Here is a 14,796-nt window from a genome sequence, read left to right on the forward strand (position 1 = left end):
CGCAAGTATCATGTTCGCGTCCTAGATCGCTTCTCCGAAGGTTTTCGCGGCATCCTTGATGCGACGCGGCGCTTTTTCATGTCCCGGCAGCTTTGTCACAAAGAGGATTTCCATGAAAAACCTGCACCGAAACGCGTCCCTCGCCGTCGCGCTGGCGATGTTCACCGCCTTGACCTCGGCCTCGGCTGAAGACGCCGCGACCGTCGGCGGCGTCAGCTTCGTCAACAAGGCCCTAGTCGGTGTCGGCCGCATCCCGGCCAGCCAGAAGGACAAGTTCGGCGAGACGTTTGGCTCCGGCTCGGGCATGGCGATCGACGCTGCCGGCTGGACGCATGGCCCCGACGGCTATAAGGGCTCGCTGTGGCTGCTGCCGGATCGCGGCTACAATGTCGTCGGCACCACCGATTACCGTCCGCGCCTCAACACGATCGCTCTCGAGTTCGTCCCGATCGCGCCGGGTGCGGCACCGGCCACCGGCCAGGAACAGTCCGGCCTCAAGGCAACCTTAGCCGACACCATGCTTTTGACCGACGACAAGGGCGCCGACGCAACCGGCCTCGATCCGCTCAACGGCGTGCGCGCCGCGACCGACGACATGCCGATCCTGCCCGAAGCCAACGGCAAGCTTGCGCTCGACAACGAGGCGATCGTGCGGCTGCCCGACGGCACGATGTTCATCTCGGACGAATACGGTCCGAACATCTACCGCTTCTCCGCCGATGGGCGTCTGATGTCGGCAACGCAGCCGCCGGCGGCGCTTGTCCCGATGCGTCACGGGACGCCGAACTTCGCGTCCGACAATCCGGGACCTGGCGCGGCAGACCCAGATCCGAAGGATCCCGAAACCGGCCGCCAGAACAACCAGGGCCTCGAAGGCATGGCACTGACGCCGGACGGCAAGTTCCTGATCGCCGTGCTGCAGTCGGCACCCAGACAAGATGGTGGCGATTCCGCTTCGACGCGCCAGAACACGCGCGCGCTGGTCTACGATGCCTCGGATCCGGCCCAACTCAAGCTTGCGCATGAATATGTCGTGCCGCTGCCGGTGTTCACCGATGCCAAGGGCAAGACCAAGATTGCCGCGCAGAGCGAAATCGTGGCTCTGTCGGACAAGACCTTCCTGATGCTGGCGCGCGACAGCGGCAACGGCCAGGGGGTGAAGGGCGACACCTCGCTCCATCGCGAGATCAGCGTCGTCGATGTGTCGGCGGCAACCGACATCACCGGCACCGAGTTCGACAAGGACAAGCCGGTTGCGCCCAAAGGTGAGCTCGATACCTCGGTGACGCCGGCCAAGCTGACGCCGTTCATTGACATCAACGACAAGACCGAGTTCGGCCGCTTCGGGCTGCACAATGGCGCGCCCAATGACCGCAACAACCTTTCGGAGAAATGGGAGGCGATGTCGGTGGTGAGCGTCCTCGACCCAAAGCTGCCCGACGACTATTTCCTGTTCGTCGCCAATGACAACGACTTCCTCACCCAGGACGGTTTCCAGGTAGGCGCGCCCTACAAGGCCGAGGATGGCGCCGATGTCGACACCATGTTCCTGGTTTATCAGGTCACGATTCCCGGCCTCGCCGGGAAGTAGCGGACCCATACAGGCGGACGCGCCGAACGCGTCCGCCTAAGCTGGCGCGATTGAAGGTCGTGCCCTTCAGTTGCGGCTCGCCCGCGCAAGGACGGTGTCCTAGGCGTCGCAAACCTGCGACTGAGGATCCCGTCGAAGGCACTTACCTCAACATCTCCGCGTCCTTTGGCACGCCGGCATCGATCGGGTCGGCCGTCCTGTTCGACACGGCGGCGATCTTCCCGGCAGCCGACAGGTTCGGGCGCACGAAGACCGGCACGACGCCGTCGACGCGGCTGTAGAGGTCGATAATGTCCTGATTCATAAAGCGCACACAGCCGGAGGAAGCGTTCTTCCCAATGGAATCCCACTCCGGCGTGCCGTGCAGCCGGTACATTGTGTCCTTGCCGTCGCGGAAGAGATACAGCGCGCGCGCGCCAAGCGGGCTCTGCGGGCCGGGCGGCATGCCGTCCTTGTATTTCGCCAGTTCCGGCCTGCGCTGGATCATTTCCGGCGGCGGCGTCCAGACCGGCCACTTTTTCCTCGCCTGAACCACGGCGCTGCCGGTCCATCCGAAACCGGCCTTGCCGAGGCTGACGCCATAGCGAATTGCCTTGCCGCCGTCGCGCACCAGATAGAGGAAGTGCTCGGACGTATCGACGACGATCGTGCCGGGTTTTTCTCCGGTCGGGTCGGACACGATTTGACGCACGAATTTCGGATCGACCTTGGCCACCGGGATTGCCGGCAGTTGATAGCCCTCGTCGACGCGCGCCGCATACATGCTTGCCGCATCGCCGAGAGCCGGCTCGCTCGGCGCCGCTGTCACCGGCGGCGCCGCCACGTCCGTCGTGGTGCAGGACGAAAGAGCCACGGAGGCCGCGCCCAGAGCGGATGCACCAAGAAACGCGCGCCGGTTCAGGCGCTCAAAAAACAACGGAATATCGGACATGAGCCCCCCGGCTTACCCATGAGATCCAGGAAAATGCGGCCCCACGCGTGGGGATCAATATACGATTCCGGAAGATTTGAGAAATGCTTAGATCAAGGCACGCCGGGCGGAATTTGCGACGCCGCATCGACCTCTCCCGTTAAATCGGCAATCATTGCGGACTCAGACAAGCCTTCGCCGAGTTGCCTGCCATGGACGACAACATGCCCCCGCGCCGGCGGACCGGCGACCTCACCAGTGGGCCTATCCCGCGTACCCTTTTGCTGTTTGCCCTGCCGGTGCTCGGCTCCAATGTGCTGCAGTCGCTCAACGGCTCGATAAATGCCGTGTGGGTCGGTCGTTTCCTCGGTGAAGCGGCGCTGACCGCTACGTCCAATGCAAACCTCGTGCTGTTTCTCATCCTCGGCACGGTGTTCGGCATCGGCATGGCGGCGACCATCCTGGTGGCGCAATCCGTCGGCGCTCGTGACCTGCCCGAAGCCCGGCGCATCGTCGGCACCAGCGCCACCTTCTTCTTCCTCGTCTCGGTGGTGTTCGCGGTCTGCGGCTGGATCTGGGTCGATGCGATCCTCGATGCGCTCGGCACGCCGGCCGATGCTTTGCCGCTGGCGCGCTCCTATCTGCGCATCATCTTCCTGGCCGTGCCGATGATGAACCTGCTCTCCTTCGTCATGACGGTGCTGCGCGGCGCCGGCGATTCGCGGACGCCTTTCCTTTTTATGGCGCTGGCCGTCGTGCTCGACGTCGTTTTGAACCCGTTGCTCATCCTCGGCATCGGCCCGTTCCCCGAACTCGGCATCGCCGGCTCGGCCGCCTCAACGCTGATCGGCCAGACGGCAAGCGTGGTTGCCATCCTGATCGTGCTTTATGCACGCAAGCACCCGCTGCGGCTGGCCGGCGCCAATCTTGCTCTGCTGCGGCCGGACCCGGCGCTGCTGCGCATTGTCGTCTTCAAGGGCGTGCCGATGGGCCTGCAGATGATCGTCGTTTCGGCCGCGGCGCTGACGGTGATGGGCATGGTCAACTCGTACGGCTCGCAGGTCGCGGCTGCCTACGGCATAGCCGCACAGCTCTGGACCTATATCCAGATGCCGGCGCTCGCCATCGGCGCCGCGGTCTCGTCCATGGCGGCGCAAAATGTCGGCGCCGGGCGCTGGGACCGGATCGGCCGCATCGCCGCCTCCGGCATCGGCTTCAACCTTCTGCTTACCGGCGTTCTTGTCGCGCTGCTGTTCGTGTTCGATCGCGCGGTGCTCAGCCTCTTCCTCGGCAGCGACAGTGCAGCGATCGACATCGCCACTCACATCAACAAGATCGCGTCGTGGTCCTTCACCCTGTTCGGCATCACCATCGTGCTCTTCGCCACCGTGCGTGCCACCGGCGCGGTGATGCCGCCGCTGATCATCCTGGTGATCTCGGTGCTGCTGGTGCGCACCAGCTTCGCCTATTTCTTGCGAAGCGTGATCGGCGAGGAAGCGCTGTGGTGGAGCTTTCCGGCCGGCTCTATAACCTCGCTCGCGCTGGCCGCGGCCTATTATCGCTTCGGCCGCTGGCGCAGCCTGCACATGATCGAGAGCCGGCCGGCTGCCGGCGAACCGCCGGATACCGGCCTCGGCGTACCGCGCCAGCGCGCGCACCTGTCGCCCGAGACGCCGAACGGCTGAAAGGCCGGCTCAGCGCGCGTATTTCGCGCCAAACCAGAGCGCCACCAGGGAAAAGATAACGATCATGCCGGCAAAGGCCACGCTAGCCACGGTCGCGCTTGTCATGGTCGACAGGACGCCGATGCCGATGACCGGCAGCGCGTTGCCGCAAAAACAGCAGATGAAGAAGGCCGAGACGACTTCCGCGCGCCGGTCCGCAGGCGCTATCTCGTTCACCACTTGCAAGCCGCCGCGATAGCCGAGCGCTGCGGCCACGCCGCACAAGGCGGTCCCGGCAATCATTATGGCCATCGATGCGAAGACCTGCGCCGCAACAATCAGCGCGACGGTTGGGATCAGCGCAAGCGCCGCGAACATCGCGGCTCGGCTCGAAAGACGTGCCGTCGCTACAATGGTGACGGCCGTCACGATCGCCAATTCAAAGAACAGAGCGCCGGCTTCGGCATGGTTGATTACGTGCAGCTGCTGCGCCAAAATGCTCGGTGCGAGTGCTGCATAAAAGCCGACCAGCGCCATTGCGCCAAAGCCGGTCACCGCCGGCGCAACGAGACTTGCGCGGATGTCATTGGGCAGGGAAAGCCGCGGCCGCATCGAAACGTCAGCCAGTTTCCCCGGCCGCGAAACGGTTTCCCGCGTGCGCCAGACCAGCAGGGTTACAGTCGCGAGCATCGCCAGGTAGACGACGAATGTCAGCCTGAGCGGCCAAGGCGCATATTCGGCGAGGAACCCGGCCCCCAGCGCACCAAGGCCGAGGCCGAGGAAATTGGTGCTGGTGGCAATCGTCGCCGCCTGTGACTTGTCGTCGGTCGACAGCAATTCAGCGAGCCATGCGGTGCCGGTACCCGCGCCGACCCCGATTCCTAATCCGCTCAGAATTCGGGCGATGTCCAGCCAGGCGACATTTTCGGCGAACAGGAACACCACCGCGCTGACGACGGCCACCGCCATCCCGGCCAATGCCATCGGACGGCGCCCGATGACATCGGACACACGCCCCAACATCAGAAGCGCCGCCAGATTGCCGATGACATAGACGGCGTAGACCAGCGTCAAAGTGATCTGCGAGAAACCGAAGACCTGCTTGTAGATGATGTAAAGCGGCGTCAGCGCCGTGCTGCCGGCGAAAAGAGCCGCGATCATGGCGGCCACGGCGGCCGCTGCGGCGCGGCCGCCGAGTTCGTGATCGCGCGTCATGACTTGAGCGTGAGCGGTCATTTTTCGGACCTTTTGCTGTTCGGGATCTGACACCCTAACGCCTTTTTCGCGTCAGCCGTTCCCCCTCCCCGACTTGCTCCTGACAAGTTTGGCAGCTTTGCCGATGGCGCTGAGCGAGATCCTCTTTTAACTTCAGCGGATTGTCAGGGGAGATTCATGGGCAAGGGACGAGTCGAGGCATTCACCGATGGCGTGGTCGCCATCATCATCACCATCATGGTGCTGGAATTGAAGGTGCCGCATGGCGAGGATTTTTCCGCGCTGACACCGCTCTGGCCGATATTCCTCAGCTATGTGCTGTCCTTCATCAATGTCGGCATCTACTGGAACAATTTGCACAACATGTTCCATACCGTGCAGCGGGTCGACGGCCGCGTGCTGTGGGCGAACCTCAACCTGCTGTTCTGGCTATCGTTGTTGCCGGCGACGACAGCCTTCATGGGTGAGAACCATTTCGCGCCGGTGCCGGTCGCCGTCTACGGTGTCGACCTGGCGCTCTGCGCCATCGGCTTCAACATCCTCACCATCGCCCTGCATCGACTGCACGGCAACGACACCCTCTTCGCTAAGGCGTTGGGCAATGACCTCAAGGGAAAGATCTCGCTGGTCCTCTATCTTTCCGCCATCGCGCTGACCTTCGTCAATCACTGGATCGGTGTCTCGATCTATGTCCTGGTGGCGATGGTCTGGTTCGTGCCGGACAGGCGCTTCGAGCGGCTAATCGAGAAATAGACAGATCATGATCCGAACCGAAGGACCGCGTCAGCGAAAAGTGGATGCCGGTTTTCGGACAAGATCATGGTCAATGGAGACGATAGAGCCCCATCCCGAATTCTATCGGCATGGAACAGGCTCTAGCCTCGCATTTCTTTCAGCTTTTCCGCTACCGAGGCGGCAAGGTCGGCGTAGCGCTCCTCCAGCCGCTCGGCCGCCTTGATCACTGAAAAATCATGGCCGAACTTTTCCAGCGCCATACGCAGCTTTTCGACGAACTCCGCCTGTTTTTCGAGCGCCGAAAACAGCGTTTTCACTTGCGCTTCGCTGATGTCGGGATTGGCAAGCATTTGCGGCACTTCGCGGCTCATCTGGTCGCCGGTTGCGGTCTGTTCTTTCAGGATCTCGATCCAGTCGGTCAATCGTCAGTCTCCTTTTTCGATGTCAGCATGCGCAGCGCCCGCCGACGCGGTCAACCCGAAGATGCCGGCATCGGCTTGCGCGAGCCTCGTTCCGCGCTAAGTTCGCCGCGGCCAGAACAGGAGAAAATCATGACCACCAACGCCGAGATCCAGACCGCCCTGCCCGCACTTGCCTCCGGTAATGTCGCCGTCATCACCGGCGCGGCCAGCGGCATCGGCTTTGCCGCGGCCAAACGGCTAGCGGCGATGGGCATGAAGATCGTGCTGGCCGACATCGGCGGCGCACGCCTCGATGAGGCCCGACACGCCGTCGCCGCCATCGCCGGCGACAGCGCCGTGCTTGCCGTTGCCACCGACGTCTCGAAAGCCGACGAGCTCGACCGTTTGGCCGAAAAGACATTCGGCGCCTTCGGCGACGTCTCGCTTCTGATGAACAATGCCGGCGTCGGCAACAACCCCGGCAAGCCCTGGGAGAACCGCGAGGCCTGGAAGCGGTTGCTGGATGTCAATTTCTGGGGTGTCATCCATGGCGTCGAGGCCTTCGCGCCCCGCATGCTGGCGGCGGGAAAACCGGGCCTGATCGTCAACACCGGCTCCAAGCAAGGCATCACCACGCCGCCCGGCAACCTCGCCTACAACGTCTCCAAGGCTGGCGTGAAGACCTATACCGAGGGCCTTGCACACGCGCTGCGCAACGAGCCCGGCGCCAATGTCGCGGCGCATTTGCTCATTCCCGGGTTTACCTTTACCGGCCTAACCGAAGGTGCGACCGAAAAGCCGGCCGGCGCCTGGACGGGCGAGCAGGTCATCGACTTCATGCTGGCCTCGCTGCTGCGCGGCGATTTCTACATCCTGTGTCCCGATAACGAGGCGACCCGGTCCATGGACGAAAAGCGCATGGCCTGGGCAATTGGCGACATCATCGAGAACCGCCCCGCTCTGTCGCGCTGGCACCCGGACTACAAGGAAGCCTTTGCAGCATTCATGAAATGATCCCGCGACGATTCGCGCTGTTGGGAAGCCGAACAACAAGCTCGCTCACGCCGCCGTGTGCTTCTTCGCGTTGCGCTTCTTAGCCACCGCTTTGGCTGCGGCCATGTCGGCAACCTGTTCGTCGTGCCGCTTCGCCGCGCGTTCACATTTGGCGCGGATTTCCTCGACTTCGGATTCGGTCAGGTGCTCGATGCCGATAAAGGTATTCTTGGCTTTGCTGACGCGGATCAACTCGTCGAGCTTGGCCTGGATCGCGGCGCTATCGCGGTTTTGCGTGTTCTGGATGAGAAACACCATCAGGAAGGTGACGATCGTGGTGCCGGTGTTGATGACGAGCTGCCACGTGTCGGAAAAGCCGAAGACCGGACCACTTGCCGCCCAGACCACAATGATCAGGAAACAGACGGCAAACGTCGGCGGCAGACCGGCAAGATGGGCGATATAGTTGGCGATCCTGGTGAACAGCTTTTCGATCATGGCAGGGAGAAACAATCGGCAACTGCTTCGAGTTCCCTGCGAGGAGGAATTCACGGTCAAACCGCGCACGCGCCGCGCTCGCAACGATCAGGCGGCGTCGTTTTCCCAGCAGTCGAGGAAAGCCTCGATGGGCAAGGCCTGCATGTCGGGAACTGCCCTGGCCAGTTTCTCGACCGGCCAGTCCCACCAGGCGAGACGTTCGATCCGGGCTGCAGTTTCCGCGCTGAAGCGCTGCCGCACTGGCCTGGCCGGAACGCCGGCGACGATTGCATAGGCCGGCACGTCGCGCGTCACCACCGCGTTGGCACCGACGATCGCGCCGTTGCCGATCACTACGCCAGGCATGATCACGGCGCCATGGCCGATCCAGACATCATGGCCGATGCTGACGGCTTTCGCCCGCCGCCGGTCGCGGAACGCCTGATCTACACCCAGCCAGCGGAAATACTCGTTGGGCCGATAGCTGATCTTGTGCTGCGTCAGCCGCTCGACCGGATGCTCCAGCGCATTGATGCGGCTGTTGGCGGCAATCGAGCAGAATTTGCCGATCGTCGTATAGATCGCCTCGGCGTGGCGCTCGAAGTAGGAGAAGTCGCCGACCACCACCTCGCGCAGGATGACCCGCTCGCCGATCGACGCGTAGCGTCCAAGCTTGCACGCCTTCAACTCGGCCGTCGGATGGATGCGCGGCTCGGGATCCTTCAGGACAAGGTGTTCGGGACGGTCCATGCGCGCGCTTTACGCCCGCGCGCATAGTCTCGCAAGCCGAGTGCAGCGCCGCGCATCCGTTTGGACGCGCCAAGGACGCTGTAGCACCCTAAGTCTTTATTTCGGCTTGCCGCTGGTCGACACCACGTTCTGGCCGTAGAGCGGCACAGTGGTGACCGACATTTTTGCCGAGCCATCCTGCACCTGGCGCGAATGCGACAGGTAGATCAGCGTCTCGTTGGCCTTGTCGTAGATGCGGTTCACCACCTGCTTTTTCCAGATCAGGCTGATGCCTTGCTTGAACACCTCCTCGCCGGCCTCGCTCATGTCGATGTCGCCAATGGTGATCGGCCCGGTCTGGCGGCAGGAAATCGAAGAATCGGACGGGTCCTCGAACCAGTTGCCTTTCTGCAGGCGGTCGATCATGCCACGGTCGAAATAGGAGACGTGGCAGGTCACGCCCTCGACCTTCGGATCCTTGATCGCCTCGACGATGATGTCGTTGCCGAGCCAATCGACGCCGACCTTGCCGACTTCCTCGGCGGCGGCCGCGCCAGCACCAATGACAAGGCATGCGGCCAACGCGCCGCCAATCAGTTTTCGCAAAGAGGCCTCCTGCGGTTCGAATTTTGCCGACCTCAGGTGGGACGAACGGCAGCGCTTTGCAAGCAGATCGCCTCCCACAGCATTGCCAGTTGCGGCAACGCGACATCTTTGCGTCAGCGCGACCGAACCGCTAAGAGTGTTCGCCAAGCCAGGGCCTTCACGGCGCCAATCCGGCGCCCGATGGAAATAACGACGGACTTCACTGATGATGCGTTCAATTCTGGTCGGTATTCTCGTCCTGATGGCTGCCGGAATCGGCTGGCTCACCTTCGACTGGTACCGCGGACATTATGGCGGCGAGCCGTTCGGAGCGCCGTTCACGCTGGTCGACCAGAAGGGCGCGCCGGTCACCGAAGCTGCCTTTCGCGGCCACCCCAGCGTCGTCTTCTTCGGCTTCACCCATTGTCCGGAAGTCTGCCCGACCACGCTTTTCGAATTGGCCGGCTGGCTGAAGACGATGGGCAACGACGGCAAGAAGCTGCGTGCCTATTTCGTTACGGTCGACCCGGAGCGCGATACGCCCGAAATCATGAACACCTATGTCAGCAATTTCTCCGATCGCATCCTCGGCATCACCGGCGATCCGGACAAGGTCCACGCCATGGCCAAGTCCTTCGGCATCTACTGGAAGAAAGTCGACACGAACGACGGCGACTACACGATGGACCACACCGCTTCGGTGCTGCTGCTCAATGCCAAGGGCGATTTTGCCGGCACCATTGCCTATGGCGAAAGCCCGGACGCCGCCATCGCCAAGCTCAAACGGCTGGCGGCGGAAGGTTGACATATCCGATAATGACGCAGACGCGTTTGTATTTCACCGCGGGCAAGATCGAGGCTGATCGCATCTTCGCGGCGCTCGGTGCGGCGTTCGACGATGAGGGCCTGCCGATTGCGGTGATCGAGGTCGACGAGGACCGCGACATCCACGAAGTATCGCTCTATGCCGACGACGACGTCGATGCGGTCGAGGCGCAGCTTAGGGACATCCTTGCCGGACTGTCACTGTCGAAACCGATAGCGCGCGAAGCGCTGCCCGACATCGACTGGGTGGCTCGCTCGCTGGAGGGATTGAAGCCGGTGCGGGCCGGGCGCTTCTTCGTCCATGGCGCGCATGACCGCAGGAAGCGCCACAGCGGCGAGCTCGCCATCGAGATCGAGGCCGGCCTTGCCTTCGGCACCGGCCATCACGGCACCACCGCCGGCTGCCTCGAAATGCTGGAGCAGGTCGTACGGCGCGAGCATCCGCGCAACGCGCTCGACCTTGGCACCGGCAGTGCGGTGCTCGCCATCGCAGTGGCCAAGCTCGCGCATATTCGGGTGCTGGCGACCGACATCGACCCGGTCGCCGTCAAGGTGGCCGCCGCCAATGCGCGGCTGAACCATGTCAAGGGGCTCGTCGAAACGGTGGCGGCGCCCGGTTTTCATCATCCGATCTTTGCCGCGCGTGCGCCCTTCGACCTGATCGTCGCCAATATATTGGCGCGGCCGCTGATGCGTCTGGCGCCGCAAATGGCCGGGCATATCGCGCTCGGTGGCTCGATCCTTTTGTCGGGCATCCTCGAGCGCCAGCGCGATGCGGTAATCGCGGCCTATGTCGGCCAGAAATTCCGGCACGTCCGCACCTTGCACCGCGAGGGCTGGGTGACGATCCATCTCAAGTGCTGAGGCGCAACGCTTTCAAGCAAAGCCGGAATTTCCTCAAGCCTAGCGCGAGTTCGCCGCTTTCTTCAGCTCTTCGCGATCGTAGCCGTGAGCTTTCAGCGTTTCGTCGTCAAAGCCAAGCAGAACGCCGCTCACATACCGGCCCGCTTCGCGCTGGCGAGCTTCGATCAGCGCGTTCATGGCGTTTCTGAAAAATCCGCGTCTGGCTGAAATCGTGGACATGACGGTCTCCTTTGCAGGGCAATAGGACTCTTTCCTCCACGTGGGGAAGGTAAGCCCTGTTGACGCTTTTTGAAATCGCCGATTCTGCATGGCCTCCATGCGCAAAAAGACACTGCAGCGGCCGGGAATGATCGTTCCGAAAATCGATTCCGATTTTCGAGGTCATGCGCTACGGTCGCGCCAGCATTCGAGGAGAGCCCACATGTTCCAGACCTTCGATTCCGCCGGCGATCCGGCCGTTGGCAAGCCGCGCGTGGCAATGCTGCGCCAATGGTTGGCGGCGAACGGGCTGGATGGCTTCATCGTGCCCCGTGCCGACGAGCACCAGGGCGAATATGTCGCCGATCGCTCGGCACGGCTGAAATGGCTGACCGGCTTCAGCGGCTCGGCCGGCGTCGCCATTGTGCTTGGCGAGCGCGCCGTCATGTTTGTCGACGGGCGCTACACGCTGCAGGTGCGCCAGGAAGTCGATCTCGACATCTTTTCGATCGAGAGCCTTGTCGACAACCCGCCGGCCAACTGGATCAAGGACAATCTCGGCAAGGGCGTGCGGTTGGGCTTCGATCCGTGGCTGCATACGATCAGTGACGTCAAGGCGCTGAAAGCCTCGGCCGAGAAATCAGGCGCGATACTGGTGCCGCTCGAACAAAATCCGATCGACGCCATCTGGCAGGACCAGCCCGGGCCGCCACTGGCGCCGGTCGAGATCCACCCGATCGGCTTTGCCGGCGAACTGGCCAAGGACAAGCTGGTGCGGCTGGCGGCGGCCATCGAGAAGGACGGCGCCACCCATGCCGTGCTGACCGACCCCTCCTCCATTGCCTGGGCCTTCGACATTCGTGGCGGGGACGTACCGCACACACCGCTGGCGCTCGGCTTTGCCGTGCTCGCCGCCGACGGCTCGCATCTGCTTTTCATGGACCAGCGCAAGTTTTCGCGCACCGTCGCGGCCTACCTGACGCAGCTCGCCGAATTGCACGAACCAGGTGAATTCGAAACGGCAATCGTCACCCTGGCCAAGGGCGGCGCAAAAATCGCGCTGGACCCGGTTCTAGCGGCGGACAAGCTCAGGATGCTGGTCGAGGATAATGGCGGCACCGTCATTGCCGCGCCCGATCAGGCCCGAATTCCACGCGCAACAAAGAACAAAGCTGAGATCGCCGGCGCACGCGCCGCGCATCGCCGCGACGGCGCTGCGGTCGCCAAGCTGCTGTGCTGGCTCGACCGCCAGAAGCCCGGCACGCTCGACGAAATCGCCGTTGTCACCAGGCTTGAGGAGACGCGCCGTCAGACCGGCGAAGAAACGCAAATACCGCTGCGCGACGTGTCGTTCGATACCATCTCCGGCGCTGGTCCTAACGGAGCCATCATGCACTACCGCGTCTCCCGCGCCACCAATCGCAAGTTGGCGGATGGCGAGCTGTTCCTGCTCGATTCCGGCGGGCAGTACCAGGACGGCACCACCGACATCACCCGCACGGTGCCGATTGGCACGCCGACCGAGGAGATGCGCGAGCGCTTCACGCTGGTGCTGAAGGGCATGATCGGCATCTCCATACTGCGCTTCCCCCAGGGCACGCGCGGCTCCGAAATCGATGCCATAGCCCGCCTGGCGCTATGGAGACACGGCTGCGATTTCGCCCATGGCACCGGGCACGGTGTCGGCTCCTATCTTGCCGTGCATGAGGGCCCGCAGCGTATCGCCAAGACCGGCACCGAAAAGCTGCTGGCCGGCATGATCGTCTCCAACGAGCCCGGCTATTACAAGGAAGGTTCCTACGGCATCCGCATCGAAAACCTCGTCCTGGTGACGCCGGCTGAAGCGATCGAGGGCGGCGACATCGCCATGCATGGCTTCGAGACACTGACGCTGGCCCCGATCGACAAGCGGCTGGTCCGGTCGGACCTTTTAACCCGTGACGAGCTCCATTGGCTCGACCAATACCATGCGCGGGTGCTGGCCGAGATCGGACCGATGCTCGACGGCGAAACGCTGGCCTGGCTGGAGGAGGCAACCGCCCCGCTGCCGCACGACGCAAAAATCTGATTGTGGAAGGATGATGGGGCGCGTCGACCTGTGGACAGGCGGAGCGCGGGGGCGATCAGGATGGGCAAATACAGGATTGTGGGTTCGGGCGGCGTGGGTGCACTCAATGGCGTGGGTGGTGCATTCAATGATGAGCGAACGCCCTTCATGCCGAGTGCCTCGCCCATTCCGTTTCGTCGATTATTGGTGGGGCTAGTCAATCGGCGTCCCAGTTAATTAACACCGCTCGGGATGGCGACACCACATGTCGATATGGGTCATATTCATCCGGTGCCCGCAAATCATACTTTCGAAAGGCTAGTTCATTCAAATGACACTCACAATGGCCGAACAACTTCTCTATTCCACGGTAAAGCTGACCAGCTCTAGCAATGGCGTCCCCAGCTCAACAGGCACAGGATTCTTTATGAGCTTCCCGTTCGACGGGGGCCGCAATGTTATAGTCCTGATAACCAACAAGCACGTCCTCAACGGGCAACCGCGGTCACTGCGGTTTGTCACATCGCAGAGGGAGACACTCCGTCAGGACGTTTCCTCCCCTGCACCATCGCCAACCGGCCGGAGTTCGTAGTTCATCATCCAGCCGCTGACGTTGACCTCTGTGCACTCATATTTGGTCCTATTCTGAATCAGGCATATGAGGCCGGCACGTCGCTGTTCTTTCGTTCAATTGATCCGAGTCTCATCCCAGAGCCTCAGGATTGGGAGTTTTTCGATGCGATCGAAGACGTAACAATGATTGGATGCCCAAGAGGAATCTCTGACGAAGTGAACAATCTTCCTATCGTTCGCAGAGGGATTACAGCTTCAGCGCTCTCCAAGAAATACAATGGGAAGGAGGAATTCATGGTAGATATGGCCTGCTTTCCGGGCTCTTCTGGCTCCCCTATCTTCTTGTATGATCGCAACGGATATTTTGATCGCAAGCAGAACAGTTATATGCTTGGCGCCTCCAGATTGAAACTTGTGGGGATTCTCTATTCGGGACCGCTTGTAACAAATGATGGACGCTTGGTACTGGCACAGATTCCGCGCGTGGCGGTGAACTCGATGATGCACCTTGGTAATGCGCTGAGGTCGACAGCAATCCTCCAAATTGAATCAGAAATAAGACGCCGTCTCGTTGCGTAGTGGCTATCAGCGGCAGACCCGCGTTGTCGATGCATGGCAGCGGTGTGTTTGAAGGCAGACAAGCTTCTGACCAGGACGACCCGTTTTGCAGTCTTCGAGCGCAACGTACTTAGTCGGTCCATTATCCGACGAACTGCCTCGCGACATCAGCACGGCGGCAGCCGCCTAAAAGATCGTGGTCAGTCCGCCGCGTGTGGCGAGACTAGGCCGGCAGCGATCAAGACTGCTCATTCCGCCGGTCCGGTGCTCAGGGCTGCCGGCCAGCGCGGTCAGCACCGCCGCCGCACGCCCCGATCGACAAGCGGCTGGTCCGGTCGGTCCTATTGTAAGCGCGAATTTCCCCGCACCTTTTGCTGTTGAGTGCTCTGATGCATGAGGTGTCCACCAAAATAGGTGGACACCTTGTGATG

15 protein-coding genes are annotated in these 14,796 nt (G+C 62.1%); 8 read left to right on the top strand and 7 right to left on the bottom strand.

Features of this window, described 5'->3' with window-relative positions; translation table 11 throughout:
• Positions 1 to 112 precede the first annotated feature (112 nt).
• Positions 113 to 1,591, top strand: a complete 1,479-nt coding sequence (locus NKI95_RS20065; RefSeq protein WP_352719011.1) for an esterase-like activity of phytase family protein — start codon at positions 113 to 115, stop codon at positions 1,589 to 1,591.
• 142 nt (positions 1,592 to 1,733) lie between these two features.
• On the opposite strand, the gene NKI95_RS20070 is transcribed toward NKI95_RS20065, so the two are convergent.
• A complete protein-coding gene (locus NKI95_RS20070) occupies positions 1,734 to 2,522 on the bottom strand; it encodes a L,D-transpeptidase (RefSeq protein ID WP_352719012.1) in 789 nt (262 codons plus the stop codon).
• A gap of 191 nt (positions 2,523 to 2,713) precedes the next feature.
• Here NKI95_RS20070 and NKI95_RS20075 point away from each other — a divergent pair, with 191 nt between their 5' ends.
• Positions 2,714 to 4,186, top strand: coding sequence for an MATE family efflux transporter (locus NKI95_RS20075; protein WP_352719013.1), 1,473 nt, complete (start codon positions 2,714 to 2,716; stop codon positions 4,184 to 4,186).
• Positions 4,187 to 4,195: 9 nt separating this feature from the next.
• Here NKI95_RS20075 and NKI95_RS20080 read toward each other — a convergent pair whose 3' ends face one another.
• Positions 4,196 to 5,401 carry an MFS transporter gene (locus tag NKI95_RS20080; RefSeq protein WP_352719014.1) on the bottom strand — a complete coding sequence of 402 codons (1,206 nt, stop codon included), beginning with the start codon at positions 5,399 to 5,401 and terminating at the stop codon, positions 4,196 to 4,198.
• Between the two features lie 156 nt (positions 5,402 to 5,557).
• Here NKI95_RS20080 and NKI95_RS20085 point away from each other — a divergent pair, with 156 nt between their 5' ends.
• Entirely contained in the window at positions 5,558 to 6,133 is a 576-nt protein-coding gene (locus NKI95_RS20085; RefSeq protein ID WP_352719015.1) for a TMEM175 family protein, read from the top strand.
• Between the two features lie 122 nt (positions 6,134 to 6,255).
• Here NKI95_RS20085 and NKI95_RS20090 read toward each other — a convergent pair whose 3' ends face one another.
• Positions 6,256 to 6,537, bottom strand: a complete 282-nt coding sequence (locus NKI95_RS20090) for a hypothetical protein (RefSeq protein ID WP_023721174.1) — start codon at positions 6,535 to 6,537, stop codon at positions 6,256 to 6,258.
• Positions 6,538 to 6,666: 129 nt separating this feature from the next.
• Here NKI95_RS20090 and NKI95_RS20095 point away from each other — a divergent pair, with 129 nt between their 5' ends.
• A complete protein-coding gene (locus NKI95_RS20095) occupies positions 6,667 to 7,530 on the top strand; it encodes an SDR family NAD(P)-dependent oxidoreductase (protein WP_352719016.1) in 864 nt (287 codons plus the stop codon).
• A gap of 45 nt (positions 7,531 to 7,575) precedes the next feature.
• On the opposite strand, the gene NKI95_RS20100 is transcribed toward NKI95_RS20095, so the two are convergent.
• The 3 genes from NKI95_RS20100 to NKI95_RS20110 form a co-directional block, all read right to left on the bottom strand.
• A complete protein-coding gene (locus NKI95_RS20100; protein WP_352719027.1) occupies positions 7,576 to 8,007 on the bottom strand; it encodes a low affinity iron permease family protein in 432 nt (143 codons plus the stop codon).
• An 87-nt stretch (positions 8,008 to 8,094) separates the two neighbouring features.
• Positions 8,095 to 8,736, bottom strand: coding sequence for a DapH/DapD/GlmU-related protein (locus NKI95_RS20105; protein WP_352719017.1), 642 nt, complete (start codon positions 8,734 to 8,736; stop codon positions 8,095 to 8,097).
• A 96-nt stretch (positions 8,737 to 8,832) separates the two neighbouring features.
• On the bottom strand, positions 8,833 to 9,321 hold the full coding sequence (locus tag NKI95_RS20110) for a CreA family protein (RefSeq protein ID WP_352719018.1): 489 nt from the start codon (positions 9,319 to 9,321) through the stop codon (positions 8,833 to 8,835).
• A 205-nt stretch (positions 9,322 to 9,526) separates the two neighbouring features.
• Between NKI95_RS20110 and NKI95_RS20115 the strand changes: the two genes are divergently transcribed.
• Together NKI95_RS20115 and NKI95_RS20120 are read left to right on the top strand one after the other, a co-directional pair.
• Positions 9,527 to 10,105 (top strand): SCO family protein, encoded by a 579-nt coding sequence (locus NKI95_RS20115; RefSeq protein ID WP_352719019.1) that lies wholly within the window; start codon positions 9,527 to 9,529, stop codon positions 10,103 to 10,105.
• 11 nt (positions 10,106 to 10,116) lie between these two features.
• A complete protein-coding gene (locus NKI95_RS20120) occupies positions 10,117 to 10,989 on the top strand; it encodes a 50S ribosomal protein L11 methyltransferase (RefSeq protein WP_352719020.1) in 873 nt (290 codons plus the stop codon).
• Positions 10,990 to 11,028: 39 nt separating this feature from the next.
• Here the strand turns inward: NKI95_RS20120 and NKI95_RS20125 are convergent, their stop codons facing one another.
• Positions 11,029 to 11,166: a hypothetical protein gene (locus NKI95_RS20125; protein ID WP_352719021.1), complete on the bottom strand. Its 138-nt coding sequence runs from the start codon at positions 11,164 to 11,166 to the stop codon at positions 11,029 to 11,031.
• Positions 11,167 to 11,410: 244 nt separating this feature from the next.
• Here NKI95_RS20125 and NKI95_RS20130 point away from each other — a divergent pair, with 244 nt between their 5' ends.
• Both NKI95_RS20130 and NKI95_RS34465 read left to right on the top strand, forming a co-directional pair.
• Positions 11,411 to 13,255, top strand: a complete 1,845-nt coding sequence (locus NKI95_RS20130; RefSeq protein ID WP_352719022.1) for an aminopeptidase P family protein — start codon at positions 11,411 to 11,413, stop codon at positions 13,253 to 13,255.
• Between the two features lie 846 nt (positions 13,256 to 14,101).
• On the top strand, positions 14,102 to 14,386 hold the full coding sequence (locus NKI95_RS34465; protein ID WP_502909212.1) for a hypothetical protein: 285 nt from the start codon (positions 14,102 to 14,104) through the stop codon (positions 14,384 to 14,386).
• Positions 14,387 to 14,796: the final 410 nt, after the last annotated feature.

Source organism: Mesorhizobium sp. M0306 (assembly GCF_040321655.1).
In the GTDB taxonomy this organism is placed as follows: Bacteria; Pseudomonadota; Alphaproteobacteria; order Rhizobiales; family Rhizobiaceae; genus Mesorhizobium.

Bases quoted from the DNA above. Each gene is read 5' to 3' on its own strand.
- NKI95_RS20065 (WP_352719011.1), top strand. From the start codon at position 113: ATGAAAAACCTGCACCGAAACGCGTCCCTCGCCGTCGCGCTGGCGATG.
- NKI95_RS20070 (WP_352719012.1), bottom strand. From the start codon at position 2,522: ATGTCCGATATTCCGTTGTTTTTTGAGCGCCTGAACCGGCGCGCGTTT.
- NKI95_RS20075 (WP_352719013.1), top strand. From the start codon at position 2,714: ATGGACGACAACATGCCCCCGCGCCGGCGGACCGGCGACCTCACCAGT.
- NKI95_RS20080 (WP_352719014.1), bottom strand. From the start codon at position 5,401: ATGACCGCTCACGCTCAAGTCATGACGCGCGATCACGAACTCGGCGGC.
- NKI95_RS20085 (WP_352719015.1), top strand. From the start codon at position 5,558: ATGGGCAAGGGACGAGTCGAGGCATTCACCGATGGCGTGGTCGCCATC.
- NKI95_RS20095 (WP_352719016.1), top strand. From the start codon at position 6,667: ATGACCACCAACGCCGAGATCCAGACCGCCCTGCCCGCACTTGCCTCC.
- NKI95_RS20100 (WP_352719027.1), bottom strand. From the start codon at position 8,007: ATGATCGAAAAGCTGTTCACCAGGATCGCCAACTATATCGCCCATCTT.
- NKI95_RS20105 (WP_352719017.1), bottom strand. From the start codon at position 8,736: ATGGACCGTCCCGAACACCTTGTCCTGAAGGATCCCGAGCCGCGCATC.
- NKI95_RS20115 (WP_352719019.1), top strand. From the start codon at position 9,527: ATGATGCGTTCAATTCTGGTCGGTATTCTCGTCCTGATGGCTGCCGGA.
- NKI95_RS20120 (WP_352719020.1), top strand. From the start codon at position 10,117: ATGACGCAGACGCGTTTGTATTTCACCGCGGGCAAGATCGAGGCTGAT.
- NKI95_RS20125 (WP_352719021.1), bottom strand. From the start codon at position 11,166: ATGAACGCGCTGATCGAAGCTCGCCAGCGCGAAGCGGGCCGGTATGTG.
- NKI95_RS20130 (WP_352719022.1), top strand. From the start codon at position 11,411: ATGTTCCAGACCTTCGATTCCGCCGGCGATCCGGCCGTTGGCAAGCCG.
- NKI95_RS34465 (WP_502909212.1), top strand. From the start codon at position 14,102: ATGGTAGATATGGCCTGCTTTCCGGGCTCTTCTGGCTCCCCTATCTTC.